General features: G+C 69.2%; 13 protein-coding genes. 8 read left to right on the top strand and 5 right to left on the bottom strand.

Going from position 1 to position 15,736, the window contains the following annotated elements; genetic code table 11:
* The first annotated feature begins 56 nt into the window (after positions 1-56).
* Entirely contained in the window at positions 57-1,049 is a 993-nt protein-coding gene (locus JOD63_RS08175) for an aldo/keto reductase (RefSeq protein ID WP_045275348.1), read from the top strand.
* A gap of 114 nt (positions 1,050-1,163) precedes the next feature.
* Here the strand turns inward: JOD63_RS08175 and JOD63_RS08170 are convergent, their stop codons facing one another.
* The 3 genes from JOD63_RS08170 to JOD63_RS08160 form a co-directional block, all read right to left on the bottom strand.
* The gene (locus JOD63_RS08170; protein WP_045275349.1) at positions 1,164-3,056 is read right to left on the bottom strand and encodes a hypothetical protein; all 1,893 of its coding nucleotides are present in this window, start codon (positions 3,054-3,056) and stop codon (positions 1,164-1,166) included.
* A 267-nt stretch (positions 3,057-3,323) separates the two neighbouring features.
* Positions 3,324-3,767 carry a DUF1294 domain-containing protein gene (locus JOD63_RS17760; RefSeq protein ID WP_084613473.1) on the bottom strand — a complete coding sequence of 148 codons (444 nt, stop codon included), beginning with the start codon at positions 3,765-3,767 and terminating at the stop codon, positions 3,324-3,326.
* Positions 3,768-3,882: 115 nt separating this feature from the next.
* A complete protein-coding gene (locus JOD63_RS08160) occupies positions 3,883-5,355 on the bottom strand; it encodes an HNH endonuclease (RefSeq protein ID WP_045275350.1) in 1,473 nt (490 codons plus the stop codon).
* Between the two features lie 261 nt (positions 5,356-5,616).
* Between JOD63_RS08160 and JOD63_RS08155 the strand changes: the two genes are divergently transcribed.
* The 4 genes from JOD63_RS08155 (at position 5,617) to JOD63_RS08140 (ending at position 8,363) form a co-directional block, all read left to right on the top strand.
* The gene (locus JOD63_RS08155; RefSeq protein ID WP_045275351.1) at positions 5,617-6,027 is read left to right on the top strand and encodes an SRPBCC family protein; all 411 of its coding nucleotides are present in this window, start codon (positions 5,617-5,619) and stop codon (positions 6,025-6,027) included.
* On the top strand, positions 6,024-6,323 hold the full coding sequence (locus JOD63_RS08150; protein WP_045275352.1) for a DUF1905 domain-containing protein: 300 nt from the start codon (positions 6,024-6,026) through the stop codon (positions 6,321-6,323). Before JOD63_RS08155 ends, JOD63_RS08150 begins: the two co-directional genes overlap by 4 nt.
* A gap of 301 nt (positions 6,324-6,624) precedes the next feature.
* Positions 6,625-7,251, top strand: a complete 627-nt coding sequence (locus JOD63_RS17755) for a prepilin peptidase (RefSeq protein ID WP_245617962.1) — start codon at positions 6,625-6,627, stop codon at positions 7,249-7,251.
* A 113-nt stretch (positions 7,252-7,364) separates the two neighbouring features.
* Positions 7,365-8,363, top strand: a complete 999-nt coding sequence (locus JOD63_RS08140) for a YihY/virulence factor BrkB family protein (protein WP_045275353.1) — start codon at positions 7,365-7,367, stop codon at positions 8,361-8,363.
* 33 nt (positions 8,364-8,396) lie between these two features.
* Here the strand turns inward: JOD63_RS08140 and JOD63_RS08135 are convergent, their stop codons facing one another.
* Complete coding sequence (locus JOD63_RS08135) at positions 8,397-9,128, bottom strand: glutamine amidotransferase (protein WP_045275354.1); 732 nt, start codon at positions 9,126-9,128, stop codon at positions 8,397-8,399.
* Between the two features lie 78 nt (positions 9,129-9,206).
* Positions 9,207-11,747: a rhamnogalacturonan lyase gene (locus JOD63_RS08130; RefSeq protein ID WP_407664987.1), complete on the bottom strand. Its 2,541-nt coding sequence runs from the start codon at positions 11,745-11,747 to the stop codon at positions 9,207-9,209.
* A 325-nt stretch (positions 11,748-12,072) separates the two neighbouring features.
* On the opposite strand from JOD63_RS08130, the gene JOD63_RS08125 reads away from it, so the two are divergent.
* Genes JOD63_RS08125 through JOD63_RS08115 form a run of 3 tightly spaced genes read left to right on the top strand, consistent with a single transcriptional unit; the run spans position 12,073 to position 15,467 of the window.
* The gene (locus JOD63_RS08125; protein ID WP_407665033.1) at positions 12,073-14,517 is read left to right on the top strand and encodes a glycogen/starch/alpha-glucan phosphorylase; all 2,445 of its coding nucleotides are present in this window, start codon (positions 12,073-12,075) and stop codon (positions 14,515-14,517) included.
* 35 nt (positions 14,518-14,552) lie between these two features.
* Positions 14,553-14,780 (top strand): hypothetical protein, encoded by a 228-nt coding sequence (locus JOD63_RS08120; protein WP_045275394.1) that lies wholly within the window; start codon positions 14,553-14,555, stop codon positions 14,778-14,780.
* A 3-nt stretch (positions 14,781-14,783) separates the two neighbouring features.
* Positions 14,784-15,467: a CYTH domain-containing protein gene (locus JOD63_RS08115; protein WP_045275356.1), complete on the top strand. Its 684-nt coding sequence runs from the start codon at positions 14,784-14,786 to the stop codon at positions 15,465-15,467.
* The last annotated feature ends 269 nt before the right edge of the window (positions 15,468-15,736 follow it).

Genomic DNA, 15,736 nt, shown 5'->3' with positions numbered 1-15,736 from the left:
CTTCGGATGGCAAGCTGGAAGGCGTCCGTGCTCGCCGCGGCGATGAAAGGCTCCCCATGCAGCAGCGTCCTCTCGGTCGAACCGGCCGCGCCGTCTCGGCTATCGGCCTCGGCACCTGGCAGTTGGGTGCCGACTGGGGGCAGGTGTCGGAAGACGAGGCGCTCGCCGTGCTCGCGGCATCCGTCGACCGTGGCGTCACCCTGTTCGACACCGCCGACGTGTACGGCGACGGACGCAGCGAGAAGCTGATCGGGCGCTTCCTGGCCGAGCGCCACGAGCGCACGGTCACGGTGGCGACCAAGATGGGTCGGCGCATGGCGCAGGAGCCCGAGAACTACACGCCCGAGAACTTCCGCGCGTGGACCGATCGCTCCCGCAAGAACCTCGGCGTCGACCGACTCGACCTGGTGCAGCTGCACTGCCCGCCGTCGGAGGTGATCGCCGCCGGCGCGACATACGACGCCCTCGACGACCTGGTGGCGTCGGGCGCGATCGCCGCGTACGGGGTATCGGTCGAGACGTGCGCGCAAGCGCTCGCGGCGATCGCCCGGCCGAACGTGGCGAACATCCAGATCATCCTCAATCCGTTCCGGCTCAAGCCGCTCGACGCGGTGCTTCCCGCGGCGCGCGCCGCCGGAACGGCGATCTTCGCGCGCGTGCCGCTCGCATCGGGCCTGCTGTCGGGCCGGTACACGGCTGACACCACGTTCGCCGAGAACGACCACCGCACGTACAACCGGCAGGGCGAGGCGTTCGACCGCGGCGAGACGTTCTCGGGTGTCGACTTCGAGGTGGGCGTCGAGGCGGCGCGCGAGCTCGCGGCGTCGCTGCCCATCAGCGTGCCGCTGCCTGCCGCAACGCTGGCGTGGATCGCCTCGCTTCCCGGTGTGACGAGCGTGATCCCGGGTGCGCGCAACGTGTCGCAGGCGGGCAGGAATGCGGATGCCGGCGAGCTGATCGACGGCGGGTTCGACGTCGACGCGTTCGATGCCGTCATCCGCCGGGTGTACGACGAGCGCCTGCGCGAGAGCATCCACCCGCACTGGTGACCGCGCAGCATCCCTGAGCGTCGCGTCTCGCCTGCGCCCGCCCAACGACCGGGGTTCGGGTCCACCGGTCGTTGAGCGAGTCGCGCAGCGGCGAGACGAAACGCCCAGCGACCGCTAGGGCAGCGGGTAGTCCGCCACGTACTGCGGGGCGCCGGTGTTGGTGTTGTCGGCCTGGCCGCCCACACCGTTCACGACGTGCTCGACGGTGCCCGCCGAGAGGTTCACGGTCATGATGTGGTGCAGCTGCACGCCGGGAGCATCCGGAACATCGAAGCCGTTCTCCGTGACGATCGCCGGGTTGTTCTGGTTGAACACGTACACGCCGGCGCCGTCGAGGCGGTGGTTCTTCACCTTCGCGTCGACCACGTAGCCCGGGTAGCCGAGCGTTCCGTCGGGCTGCGTCCAGTCGGCCTGGGTGGGCGGGTCGTAGGGCAGCTCGTTCTGGTACAGCACGACGCGGCCGTTCTCGCCCTTCCACAGCGTGTTGTACTTCTGGAAGTGCTCGACGAACAGGCCGGTCGCCGTCACGTGGTCACCGTTCACGATGACGCCGTTCGTTCCGGTGTTGGTCGCCCAGCGCTCGTTGTCGCCGTTGACGCCGTCGGTCGGATCGAACCCTTCGATGCCGTGGTCGCCGCGCCACACCCAGGTGTGGTCGATGAGCACGTTGTCGGCGTTGATCTCGAGGGCCGTCGTCGTCTTGCCGATGTGCGGACCGCCGACGCGGAAGTACACATCGCTCAGCGTGATCGGGTTGTCCTTCGACTTCTTGCTCGAGAGGTTGAGCGATTTCGTCAGGCCCACCTTCATGAGCACCGGCGAGAGCTTCTCGCCGGCGTCGACGGTGATGCCGGCCACGACGATTCCGGGCACGTCGGCGATCGCCAGCGGCGTCGCCCCCTTCTTCGCCGTGAGCGTGGCGTGCCCGAGTCCGAGCACCACGGTGCCGGGGCGCCACACCAGCAGGGTCTTGTCGATGTCGTAGACACCCGGCGTGAAGATGAGGTGCTTGCCCACCGCGAGTGCCGCGTTGATCTTCAGCTCCGAGTCGCCCGGCTTGGCGATGTAGAAGTCGGTGATCGGGATGCTGCGCCCAGCGGTGAGGCCTTCGTCCCAGCTGACGCCGCTCGTCTCGCGCTGCATCGCGGGGACGCGCACGTTGTACTTGCCTGCGTCGTCGACGTACAGGTACGGCTTCTCACGCGTGACCGGTGTCGTCTCGAGCGTCGTGTACGGCTCGGTCGGGAAGTTCGCGTCGGCAGGTGCGCCGACGACTCCCGAGAACACCTGGTTCCACACGCCGTTCGACCAGCCGGCCACCTCGCTGTTGCGGGTGAGCCACTGCTGCTGGGATCCGCTCACCACGTACGGCAGGCGGGAGTCGGCGATGAAGCCGCCGCTTGCGTACTGGGGCCCGGCGGTGCAGTAGTCCATGAGCGACAGGTTGGCGCCCGAGATGTCGAGGCGGCGCATCGAGACCGCCTGCGACACCGCCCAGAAGTTGGCGCTGCCGCGGCATCCGTCGTCGCCCAGGCTGTTCACCTGGATGGACAGGTTCGAGATCGTGCGCCAGAAGTTGACCAGGGCGAGGCAGTTGTCGCTCGTGAGGCAGCGGTTGTAGACCTCGATCGATCCGTTGATGTCGACATCGGTGGGGGATGCCCCGAGGCCGGCGACCTCGGTGTAGTAGCCGACGTCGAACTGCAGGGGGTTCTCAGCCGTCCCGTATTGGCCGGGAAGGAAGTAGACCGCCGAGCGGGCGGTGCTCATCTCGGCGTCGCGCTGCTGGTCGGCGAGGGCGTCGAGTTCGGATTCGATCTGGTCGACGGGTGTGTCGGGGGAGTAGATCGTGACGTTGGGACCGAAGTCGGGGTTGTAAGGGTCGACGGCGAGCGGTGGGGCCGCGACCGCCGGTGTGGCGAGAAGTGCGCCGGCGGCCAGCGCCGCTGCGGCCGTGATGGCCATCGCGGTGCGGCGCGCTCGCGCGCGGGGGACGGGAAGGTTCATGCGAGATGCCTCTCTTCGATGAGGGGGTCTTGCTCTGCGGTCGCAGTCGGCGTCCGGTCCGGCGGCGTCGCGGGTGGCGTCGGTGCCACTTGCTTACAGGACAGTAACCAAATGTGAGAGCGGTCTCAAGGGTGAGATCGGGGCACACGCTTTCCGGGTCGCGGGCGACGAAGTGGTGCGCGCGGCGCGCAGGGTCGAGCGAGGCGCGCCGCGCGGGATCGAGGGAGGAGCGCCGCGACGATCCGGGGCGTCACGGGGTGAGTCGCGTCAGGACTCGACGATGAACCAGGCGAGCACGCCGAGGGCAGCGACGTTGAGCACCACGGTGCCCCAGAACGCCCGGCGGAAGGTGCGCTTGCGGGTCTTGTGGCGGAAGGACTGCTGGGCGGCGAGGGCGCCGGGCCAGCCGGCGAGGAGGCCGAGCATGAGCAGGGTGTTCTCGGGCGTGCGGGGCGCTGAGCGCCGAGCGGCGCGCTTGTCGAGTCCGTAGGCGACGAAGGTGATGAGGCTCATCGCGCCGTAGACGGCAGCGATCCACCAGGGGAGCGGGGCGATGACGGATGCGATCGCCAACACGACGGCGAACACCGCGAGCACGCTCCAGCTGAAGCTCGCGGGCAGCGGGCGGGACAGGTCGCGGTCGCCGTGATGCGAGCTCTGGGGCCTGACGCCTGTACGGGCTCGAGCGTTGCGGGTCGCGGCTTTCGGCATGGGCTCGATCCTAGATGGGCGGTCGTGCGCGGCGTCGTCATGTCGCCCGCGGCGGCGGGTATTCGATGGGCACTCGGCGCGCCGACGTCACGCGGCGTGGGCGGGCGCGTCGACGTCACGCGGCGTGGGCGGGCGCGTAGCTGAAGCGGCGGTTGCCGCCTGGTCGCGGAGTGCGGCGCGGATCGATGTGCGCGGGTGGAATGAACCACACCCGTGCTGCGACCCCCGTGCCTTCGACGCGGATCTCCCACCCGTTGTCATGCACGCGGTGATGGCACGATTCGCAGAGCAGCACTCCGTTGTCGAGGTCGGTCGGTCCGAGGTCTCGGGCCCACCAGCGTAGGTGGTGGACTTTGCACATCCCGGGGGCGAGGCCGCATCCGACGCATCCGCCGTCGCGTTCAGCGAGCGCGAGCTTCTGCGCTCGGGTGAACAAGCGCTTCCGCCGACCCCAATCGAGGATCTCGCTCTCGCCGCCGAGCACTTCGGGGATGACTCCGCCCGACGCTGCCATACGCCGCGCTGCCGAGACCGAGATCGGCTGGGCGACGCCGTCGATGGTCGCCACCCCGGTGCCGGACTCGAGGTCGGCGAGGGTCATGCGCACGATCACCGTGGGGCCGTCGATCGGCTTGTCGGTGCTGTCGCATCCGAGAAGATGCTCGGCGAGCTGCAGCAGGGCGTCGGCTTGACGCTGGGCGACGGTGCGCGCGCGAGAGTCGTCGCCGAGCGGGCCCCGGGCACGGTCGGAGACAGGGCCGGCGGTGCCGTCGAGGTTCGCAGCATCCGCCCCGCTGTCGACGCCGTCGGTGTCGGCCGAGGCGCCGCCGGCGCCCCGCTGATCGGCCTCGTTGCGGAATTCGGCGGTGACCACGGCCTCGATCGCGGTGCGGATCGGGGCTCCTGAGACCGGATCGAACTTGCCGTCGATGCACAGCATCCCGTCGCGTTCGAAGAATCGCAGGCTGCGCATCTGGCGCATTTCGCTCTCGTGCGGCTGGAGCCCGTCGGGATCGAGGTAGGCCTCGGCGCGGGTGATCACCTTGGCGAGCTGGTCGAGCGCGAGCCCATGCGCCTGCGCGATGAGAGTGCGCTCGGCGTCGTCGAGCGTTGGCCGATCGACGCGCATGGCGATTCTGTCGAGCATCGTGATGATCGCGGAGGATGCCGGCATGCCGATCTCGCCTGCGGCGAGTGCCGCTGCGACGAACGGATGCCGGGCGGGAGCGTCTTCTCCGGAGAACATGCGGCGCGGTGCGGTCGCCTCGCCGACGGATACGAGCTTCGCCGCCTCGCCGACGGTGGTGCCCGTGGTCGCGGCGATCAGCGTGACGGGCGTGCGGTAGCCGTTCTTCTTCGCGAGCCCCTCGGCGCCGTGCTCGGGGCGAGACCGGCGGGCGATCTCGCTCGCGATTCGTGAGTGAACCGCATCGAACCGGCGACGCGCGGCGCCGAGCGACTCATTGAGGGCGACGAGTTCGGCATCGGCGAGGTCATCGACCGCCAGCCGATCGCCTGCGGGCGTGCGGCGCCACGAACGACCGAGATGGGCGAGAGTCTCGCCGATATCATCGAGTAGATCGTTCATATGTTCGATTCTAGCGACTGCGAAGATGTTTGTGAAGAGCGAAGCTCCATGATTTTGAGCCTTTCTGAGCCTTTTTGAATCGTCAGGTAGTACATAACTATTAATGTGTGGGTCGCAGCAAGCGATCGTCTTCTCCACGGCGAAAAGCGCCCGGCGAGCCGTATGCGTCGGCTGCAGGTCTTCGTCTGCGTCGTCCTCGACGCGCCGGCTTTGCGCAGATGACAGATGCCGCGTGTCGCCAGGTCGCGCTAGCGTGAGCGCATGCTCGAGCTGACCGAGGGTGCTCTGGTCGCGGCGACCGCCGACGACGTGTGGGCCGATTTCACCGATGCCGCCCGCCTCGCCGAGTGGTTCTGGCCGCCGCGGCTCGAGTCCGCGGTGACGATCGAGCCGCAGGAGCTCGGTGCGTGGCGCGTGCGCTCCGACGTCGCCGGCATCGGTGTGAACGCCACGATCGTCGCGATCGAGCCGCCGCGCGCGCTGCGCCTCGGCTGGCGGTGGGACGGCGAGCCCGGCGTCACCGACGTCGAGATCACGTTCGAAGACGCAGCGGATGCCTCGACCCGCGTCATCGTGCGCCAGTCGGGGTTCGCGACGGCGGGGGAGCGCACCAGCCACGTCGAGGGATGGGTTGACTGCCTGCAGCGGCTCGTCGACCGGTACGCGGCATGAACTTCGAGTTCGAAGCGCCGGTGTTCCGCTGGTCCGCCCGTGAAGACTCGTCGTGGTACTTCGTGGCGGTTCCGCCCGAGTTGAGCGAAGAGATCCGCGAGATTCCGCGCCCGTATCGCGGGTTCGGTGCCGTGCGAGTGAGCGCGGCCATCGGCGGGTCGCGGTTCCAGACGTCGATCTTCCCCGATTCGTCGCAGGGTGCGTACGTGCTCCCACTCAAGAAGTCGGTGAGGGATGCCGAGGGCCTCGACGAAGGCGCGCTCGCCGCCGTGCGTCTCGAGGTGCTCGACGCGTAGGTGCGCGGGGGGCGTTTCGCCCCGTCGACCGCGACCGCGCGTGGGCCGCGATCGACGTGCTCGGCGAACTCGACGGCCTCGACCAGCGCATCCAGCGCGCGATGACCCACACACCCGACGGTCGCACTCGTCGCCGGGTGGGGGGTGCCGACGCCCTGAGCAGATCCGTGGGAGCGGGGCAGCCCTGCCGCACGAGGCCACGGCGCACACGCCCATCCACAGGCGGATTCCGCCGCCGGCGCTGCGCCGTAGGCTACCCGTCGTCGGGAACGATCGTCGACCCGTCGAGGGAGACGTCATCGTGCCGGTGGACTGTGCCGCAGCAGCTGTGCTGCAGGTCGCAGCCGCAACCGCAGCCGCAACCGCATCCGCCGGGAGGCTCTCGTTCGCGCTCATCGTTCCGGCGACGCCGGCGGAGTGGGCGGCATCGGCCTTCGTGGTCTCCGGGTTCGCGTACTTCGCGGTGATCAGCGTCGTGCTGAGCGTGATCGACCTGCGAACCCACCGACTTCCCGATCGCATCGTCCTGCCTGCCTACGCGGTCGCGGGTGCGCTGCTCGCGTCGGCGGCGCTGCTGACCCAGGACTGGAGCGCGCTCGTCCGGGCGGCGGTGGGCATGGTCGCCATGTACGCGTTCTACTTCGTGCTCCGTGTCATCCGGCCGGGCGGCATGGGCGGGGGCGACGTGAAGCTCGCCGGTGTCATCGGCATCTACCTCGGCTTCATCGGCTGGGGCGCCCTCGCTGTCGGTGCGTTCGCCGCATTCGTGTACGGAGGGGTCTTCGGCATCGCACTGATGCTCTCCCGTCGCGCCAAGCGCACGACTGCCATCCCGTTCGGCCCGTGGATGATCCTCGGCGCCTGGACGGGTGTGTTCGCCGGCCAAGCCGTCGGAAGCTGGTACCTGATCCTGCTCGCCGGTGTGTGAGGGGAGCGAGCAGGCCGGGGGAGCACGCGTCTCCGAACGGATTCGCCTGCCACACGACGGCGCACCTGTCCACCCCGGCACGGTTGGATCGACGGCTCGCTAGGGTCGAACCCATGGCCCTGAAAGAGACCATCGCGAAGGCCACCGCGTGGGCGCTGTCACTGCGCCTCGTTCGCACGTGGCTGCACTACTCGGAGCGCCGCGGCCCGATGCTCGCCGACAGCATCACCTACCGCACCCTTTTCTCCCTCTTCGCCGGTGTGCTTCTCGGCTTCTCGTTCGCCGCACTGTGGCTCGCCGACAACCCGGTGGCGCTCGAGGCGATCATCGACGCGGTCGATGCAGCGATCCCCGGTCTCATCGGAACCATCGTCGACGTCGACGACATCGATGCGCCCGCCGGCCTGACGTTCGCCGGCATCGCCGCGCTCGTCGGTCTGGTGCTCGCCGCGATCGGCGCGATCGGATCGCTGCGCAACGCGATGCGCACCCTGAGCGACAGCCCGTTCGACGACGTCATGGTGGTGTGGGTGTACGTGCGCAACCTCGCACTCGCGCTCGCGATCGGCGGCGGCTTCGTCGTGGCTGCGGCGGCCACCTTCGTCGGCACCGCATTCGTCGATACCGTGAGCGACTGGCTCGGCTTGGCGCCGGGCGGCTTCAGCGCGTTCCTGACGAACTCGGTGTCGACCGTCGCGGTGTTCGCGCTCGATACGGGGCTGATCGTGCTCGCCTTCATCACCCTGAGCGGGGTGCGCCCGCCTGCGGGACCGCTGTGGTCGGGCGCGATCATCGGCGGCATCGGGCTGACGGCGCTGCAGCAGCTGTCGGGGCTGTTCGTCGGCGGGGCGAGCTCGAATCCGCTGCTCGTCTCGTTCGCCGCCCTCATCGCCCTGCTGCTGTGGATCAACCTGTCGGCGCAGGTGATCCTGCTCGCCTCGACGTGGATCATCCTCGGCACGCGCGAGCGATCGGACCGCGTGCGCGAACGGCACGGCGCACCCACGATGCCGCTGCGCCGCGTGCGCAAGGCCGAGGACTCGGTGCGGGTGGCCACCGACGAGCTGAACAGAGCACGCGAGGCCGCCGATCTTCCCGGCGGGAAGCAGTGACGACGCCCCGGGGTCGAAAAGAGAGAGACGAGCTCAGCGGGCGTAGCGCTCGACGAACGAGCGCAGGATGCGGCTGGGATGCGACACCGCCACGCGGCGGACGGCGGCGAGGGTGAGTTCGAGCTCGTCGGCAGCGAAGTAGCCGTGGTCGGCGTACGCGTGGATGCGGGTGGTGATGCCCTCGACGTCGAGCTCGGGGTGGAACTGCGTCGCGTACACGTTCTGCCCGACCTTGAACATCTGCACCGGCGCGGTCGCAGACGACGCGAGGAGCGTCGCTGAGCCGGGCAGCTGCGAGATCGCCTCCTTGTGGCCGACGAACGCGTCGAACGCAGTCGGCATGTCGGCGAGCAGGGGATCGGATGCTCCGGCCTCGGTGGCCGTCACCGTCACCACGCTGATCGGCTCGGGGAATGTGCGGTCGATCACCGCGCCCTGGTGCGCGCCGAGGGTGCCGATGCCGTAGCAGGCGCCGAGGAAGGGGAAGTCGCGCGCGACGACCTCGTCGAGCAGGCTGTCGAACTCGGCCTCGACCCGCTGCTGCACGGCGGACTTCTTCTCGGGCGGGTCCGACGCGTTGAAGGGCCCGCCGCCCACGAAGATGCCCGACAGCGCGTCGAGGTCGAGCGTCGGCATCGGGCCCGCCTCGAGTCGCACGCGGATGAGGTGCTCGGGAGCCAGCCCGGTGTAGCGCAGGAAGAGCGCGTACTCCTCGTCGGCGGGGACGTCTTCGGCGCGCGTGGCGAGGAGGACGAACGGCTTCACAGCTCAAGCCTACGGGCGACAGGACGGATGCCCGGGTGCAGACAGCGCCCGAGCATCCGTCCTCTGCGGTTCAGTCGATCACTTGCCGAACGTGTGGGTCCACGTCGTGGTCGCGCCGGCGGCGAACGCGTAGCCCGTCGCCGGCACCGCGGTGATGGTCACCTCGGCGCCGCGCTTGACCTTGATCACCGGCAGGCGCACCTTCTTGCCGTCGATGTAGTAGTCGAACTTCCTGTCGGGCGTGATGAGCACGACGTCGAGCAGCGACCCCTTCGGATCGACGAACTTCGGCGCCTTCGGCGTCGCCGCCTCGGTGCGCACCGGCACCCCGGCGAAGTCCATGTCGCTCGCGAGGTAGTAGCTCGTGTACGAGGGCTGGTTGTACGTCGTGTTCTGGCGGGCCACCTCGGCGCGGTACTGCACATCGTGCATGAGCGTCGGCAGCTTGTGCGTGGTCACCTCGGTGCTCGTGAAGATCCGCAGCGCGCTCGAGTCGGTCGTGCGCACGAGCAGCTCCTCTCGCCAATCGCCGAACACGTCGGCGACGAGCGACGGGTTGCCCTTCGTTCCGTTGTTGGTGCGGGTGCCCGTGGCCGTGAGCACACGGCCGTCCGTCCAGTCGTCTATCGTGACGTCCTGGTCGCCCGAGCCGTTGACGATCTGCGTCGTCATGTCGGCGGCCCAGCGGATGGACATGTTCGTTCCGGGGATCGCCGAGCCGAGGATCTCACCGGTCGAGCTCAGCAGCCCCGACGCCTCGGTCCCGCCGGGCATGCTCGCCCAGACTTCGACCCCGGGTACGTCGGCACGCACGTCGCCGACCATGCTGCGACCGGTGTCTCGGCCCGAGTACGCGCCGAACAGCACCTCGCCGGTCGCCGCGTCGCGGAGCACCGAGCCGTACGGCGCGAAGGTGCCGCCCTCGTGCGAGGTCCAGATCTCGAGGCCCGGACGCGTCGGGTCGATGTCCGTGACGTGCATGGCGTCGCCGTGGCCGAGGCGCACGTTCTCGCCCGGCGCCGCGCTGCCTGCGGGCAGCACGTCGAACGAGCTGTACAGCAGCGATCCGTCGTCGTCGATCGTCGCCGCGCCGTAGACGATCTCGTGCTTGCCGTCGCCGTCGACGTCGGCCGAGCTCAGCGAGTGGAAGCCCTGCGTGGTGAGGGTGCCGAACTCGGGGTCGGTGCCGTCGCGGCCGTGCGGGCCGTCATTGAACGGGTTCGTCATCGGCACATGGCCGCTGTCGACGAACCAGCGCTCGCTGAGGTGCTCGCCGTCCCAGTCGTATGCGACGAGCGTGGAGCGGGTGTAGTACCCGCGGGCGAAGACCGCAGACGGGTGCTGCCCGTCGAGGTAGGCGACACCGGCGAGGAACCGGTCGACGCGGTTGCCCGGCTCGATGCGGGCCATGGCGTAGTCGCCCCACAGCAGGCCGTCGTCGTCGCGGCCGGGCTTGTAGCGCACGGTCTCGAGCTCTTTGCCGGTGGCCGAGTCGAACACCGTCAGGTACTCGGGACCGTCGACGATGAAGCCTTCGAAGGTCGTCAGGTCGTTGCGGGCGCTGCGCGCGGGGGCGTAGGTGGTGATGAAGTAGTCGGTGAGCTCGGTCGCCGCCTCTTCGCTGAGCGGGTACTCGTGGGCGACGGGGATGCCCCACGCCTCTTCGAGCGTGGCGGGCCAGGCGCCGGCGACGACTTCGGGATGCTCCGACCAGCCCTGGAACATCTCGATGAGGTGCTCGCGGTAGTCGGCCGCGCTCATGCGATAGTCGTCGGCGTGCGTGACCCCGGCGGCGGCGTCCTCGGGCAGAAGGGTGACGTTCGCTTCGGAGGCGACCGAGCCGTCTGCGCGGTAGCTGATCGACTTCGTCCCCGGAGCGGTCTTCAGCATGGTCTCGGAGCGGCCGTCGCCGTCGAAGTCGTAGACCATGAACTGCGTGTAGTGGGCGCCTGCACGGATGTTCACGCCGAGGTCGATGCGGTTGAGCAGCGTGCCGTCGAGTTCGTACGTATCGACGTAGACGGGGCCGGTGTACCCCTTCTGCGAGACGTCCTTCGCGTTGGACGGATCCCACTTCACGATGAACTCGTACGCGCCGTCCCCGTCGACGTCGGCGACCGAGGCATCGTTGGCCGAGTACGTGTACGGCTCGCCGGCGGGGAAGAGGACGCTCGGCGGCGCGACGGCGTCGGCGGGCTTCTGCAGTGGCAGGTCGTAGTACCCGCTCTCCCACGCGCTGACGCCGGCCGACTGGTGGCCGGTGACGTCGTTCCAGGCCGGGGCGACGGTGTAGACGGATGCCGCCGTGCCGGCCGCATCGGCGAAGTTCGTGCTGTCGTCGACGGTGGCGATGCGCTCGCCGTCGCGGAAGACCGCGAACGACGGGCCGCTGACGCCGGTGTCGGTGGCGGGGCCTGCCTCGGTGGCGAGCAGCCGCCAGCTGAGGAACACGCCCTCGGCAGTCGACACGGCGACCAGGCCCCGGTCGAGGGCCTCGAGCTGGGGCGCCGATGAGCCGGGGCGGTCATGGGCGACCGCGGGCTGCGCCAGGGCTGTGACGAGCGCGGCGGTCACGACACCCGTGACCAGTGCGCACGTCGATGTGCGTCGGAGGTTCATCATCGATCCTTCTCTGTCGTGCAGGTGGGGTGGCGCGTCCGGTGTGGGGAGGTTGGGGACGTGGGGTCCGGTGGAATGCGCTTTCCTGCACGGGCGACGTTAGTCGGGGTGCCGGCGACGGGTCAATGGGATTGACACGATTCATTACAACGTTTTCCGACAGGCGCTCGGCACGCTCGGAACATGACGAGTGTGTAAACCGCCTGTAAGCGGTTGCGTCTCGATGCGGCGTCGTGCGGTGGTCGCCGGATACATTCGATTCGTGCCCGAAGCCAACTCCACCTCTCCGGTCCCCGCTCCCGCTGGCGCGACGCATCCGCTCGCGATCGGCCCCGTGGGGGCGCCCGAAGCGACCGTCGACGGATTCGTCGCGCAGTATCTGCGCAACCTCAACTTCGACCGCGGAGTCACGCTGTCTGCCTCGACGGCGAACGACCGTTTCTACGCGCTGGCCTACACCGTGCGCGACTACCTGGTCGCGCGCTGGCTCGAAGGCGTGCGGCGATACCGTGCATCCGACCGCAAGGCGGTCTGCTACCTCTCTGCCGAGTACCTTCTGGGTCGCCAGCTCGACAACAACCTGCTCGCGTCGGGCCTCTCCGACATCGCCGCTGAGGCACTCGCGCAGTGCGGCGTCGACATCGAGGAGCTGCGCGCGCAGGAGGTCGAGCCGGGGCTCGGCAACGGCGGCCTCGGCCGCCTCGCCGCGTGCTTCATCGACTCGCTCGCCACCATGAGCGTGCCGAATGTCGGCTACGGCATCCGGTACGAGTACGGCATCTTCCGCCAGACGTTCGAAGACGGCCGGCAGGTCGAGCAGCCCGACTCGTGGCTCGAGCTCGGCTCGCCGTGGGAGTTCCCGCACCCCGAGGCCGCGCAGACGATCTCGTTCGGCGGCAGCACCGAGAAGTACGACGACGGGGGAGTCACCCGTTCGCGCTGGGTGCCCGCGTGGAGCGTGCAGGCGGTGCCCTACAACTACATGGTGCCCGGCTACCAGAACGGCCGCGTGAACACCCTGCGGCTGTGGAGCTCGCGCGCCAACCACGCCTTCGACCTCAGCGTGTTCAACGCCGGCGACTACGTCGAAGCGGTGCGCGCCCAGACCTTCGCCGAGAACATCTCGAAGGTGCTCTACCCCGAGGACAGCACCGCGCAGGGCAAGGAGCTGCGCCTGCAGCAGCAGTACTTCTTCGTCGCCGCGTCGATCCGCGACTTCATCGACGTGGTGCTGCCCGAGGACTTCGACCTCACGCGTCTGCCCGAGCGGGCGATCTTCCAGCTCAACGACACCCACCCCGTCATCGGGGTGCCCGAGCTCATGCGCATCCTCGTCGACGAGAAGAAGATGGAATGGGATGCCGCGTGGGCGGTCACGCAGCAGTGCTTCGCGTACACCTGCCACACGCTCCTGCCCGAGGCGCTCGAAGTCTGGCCGATCGACCTGCTCGGTCGCCTGCTCCCGCGCCACCTCGAGATCATCTACCGCATCAACGAGGAGTTCCTCCTCGCGGTGCGCGAGCGATTCGGCGACGATGAGGCGCGCATCCGCGACATGTCGATCATCAGCCCCGACGGCGCGGTGCGCATGGCGTTCCTCGCCACCGTCGCCGGGTCGAAGGTGAACGGCGTGGCCGAGCTGCACTCGCAGCTGTTGCGCGAGAAGGTGCTGCCCGCGTTCGACGAGTTCTTCCCCGGCAAGTTCACGAACGTCACCAACGGCGTCACGCCGCGGCGCTTCGTGCGGCTCGCGAACCCCGAGCTGTCGGCGCTCATCACCGAGGCCATCGGCGACGGCTGGCTCACCGACCTCGAGCGGCTGCGCGAGCTCGAGCCGTTCGCCGACGATGCCGACTTCCGCACCGCCTTCGGCGAGATGAAGGCCGCCAACAAGCGGCGGCTCGCGGCGACGCTGCAGGCACGCGACGGGCTGACGATCGCCGACGACCACATGCTCGACGTGATGGTCAAGCGACTGCACGAATACAAGCGGCAGATGCTGAAGCTGCTCCACATCGTCACGGCCTACGACCGCATCGTGTCGGGCGAGGTCGAAGCGTCGTCGGTCCCGGGGCGCACGTTCGTGTTCGGGGCGAAGGCGGCGCCTGGATACGACATGGCCAAGCGCATCATCCACCTCATCAACGCCGTCGGCTCGGTCGTCAACGACGACCCGCGCGTCGAGGGGCGCCTGAAGGTGCTGTTCCCGCCGAACTACAACGTGACCCTCGCCGAGCGAATCATCCCCGCGGCAGACCTGTCGGAGCAGATCTCGCTCGCCGGCAAGGAGGCATCGGGGACCGGCAACATGAAGTTCGCACTCAACGGCGCGCTCACCGTCGGCACCGACGACGGCGCGAACGTCGAGATCCGCGAGCTCGTCGGCGACGACAACTTCTTCCTGTTCGGCATGAGCGAGCCCGAGGTCGAAGCGCTGTGGGCGCGCGGCTACACCCCGGCCGAGTTCGCCGAGAAGGATGCGGGTCTCGGCCGAGCGCTCGACCTGATCGGCTCGGGTGCGTTCTCGGGAGGCGACGCGTCGGTGTTCGCACCCATCGTGTCGAACCTCATGAACGACGACCGCTTCATGGTGCTCGCCGACTACACGTCGTACATCGCCGCGCAGGACCGCGTCGACGACGCCTACACCGACACTGCCGCATGGCAGCGCTCGGCCGTGCTGAACGTCGCCCGCAGCGGCTTCTTCTCGTCGGACCGGTCGATGCGCGACTACATCGATCGCATCTGGCACACCGAGCCGCTCGGCTGAGTCGGTCGCCCCGGGCCGGGCGTATGCTCGCGTCCATGGCTATCGCACGACTGCACCAGGGTCCCCTCGACGGGCAGCTGCTGCCCCTCGAGCAGCCCGACCTCGACCGACTGATCGTCCCCTACAGCGAGACCCAGGTGGTGTACGAACGCCGAGGCGAGCCCGCCCGCACCGGCGAGGGGGATGGGCCGACCGAGATCGCGTTCTGGTTCGTCGAGTCGCAGGACGACATCGACCCGAACGCCGACGGTCGCGACGACTGAGCCGTGGGATCGTCTGATTCATCTGCGTCCGCTGACGGTGCTCGACCGGGCGGCGTCGAGCCGACCCGTTCGGTCGAGATCGAGCTGAAGTTCGACGTCGACTCCGACACTGCGGTTCCCGACTGGTCGGCCGTGCCCGGGGTCGCGGCGACGAGTGCGGGCGAGGTGCGCGAACTCGACGCCGCGTACCTCGACACCGACGACGCCGCGCTCGCGCGCGCGGGCTTCGCGCTGCGCCGCCGCACCGGCGGCCCCGATGCCGGGTGGCACATCAAGGGTCCGCGCCGCGCCGACGGCGGCCGAGTCGAGCTGCACTGGCCGCTCGACTCGGGCGAAGCGGGTGCCGGTGATGCGGTGCCGGCTGCGGCGCTGGCCGAGTTGGCCGCGGTGACGGATGCTCCGTTGCATCCGCTCGCCCGCATCCGCAACACCCGCACGGCCTACCACCTGCTCGACGCCGCCGGGGGAGTCGTCGCCGAGTTCGCCGACGACCGTGTGCGCACGCGCGATGAGCGCTCGGGAGTCGAGCGCGAGTGGCACGAGTGGGAGGTCGAGCTCGGCCCCGCCGCGCCCCTCGACGCGGTCGCGCGCGCGGCGTTCTTCACCGCGATCGCGGATGCCGCCACCGCCGCCGGTGCGCGGCCCGCGGCATCCGACTCGAAGCTGGCACGAGCCCTCGGCCACTGACCCGCGGGCGTTTCGTCTCGCTGCGCTCGCTCAACGACCGGGAGCTCTGTCGTTGAGCGAGGTGCTCGGCGACAGTCGAAGCGTGGTGTTGGACGTGCTCGGTCGTTGAGCGAGGTGCTCAGCGGCAGTCGAAGCGTGGTGTTGGACGTGCTCGGTCGTTGAGCGAGCTGCGCAGCGACGAGTCGAAGCGTGGTGTTGGACGTGCTCGGTCGTTGAGCGAGGAGCGCAGCGACGAGTCGAAACGTGCCTGTGGACAGCGGCGTCCATGG

The organism is Microbacterium terrae (genome assembly GCF_017831975.1).
Taxonomy (GTDB): Bacteria; Actinomycetota; Actinomycetes; order Actinomycetales; family Microbacteriaceae; genus Microbacterium; species Microbacterium terrae.
The sequence above is the reverse complement of the archived record's forward strand: the minus strand, read 5'-3'. Positions and strand labels throughout refer to the sequence as shown.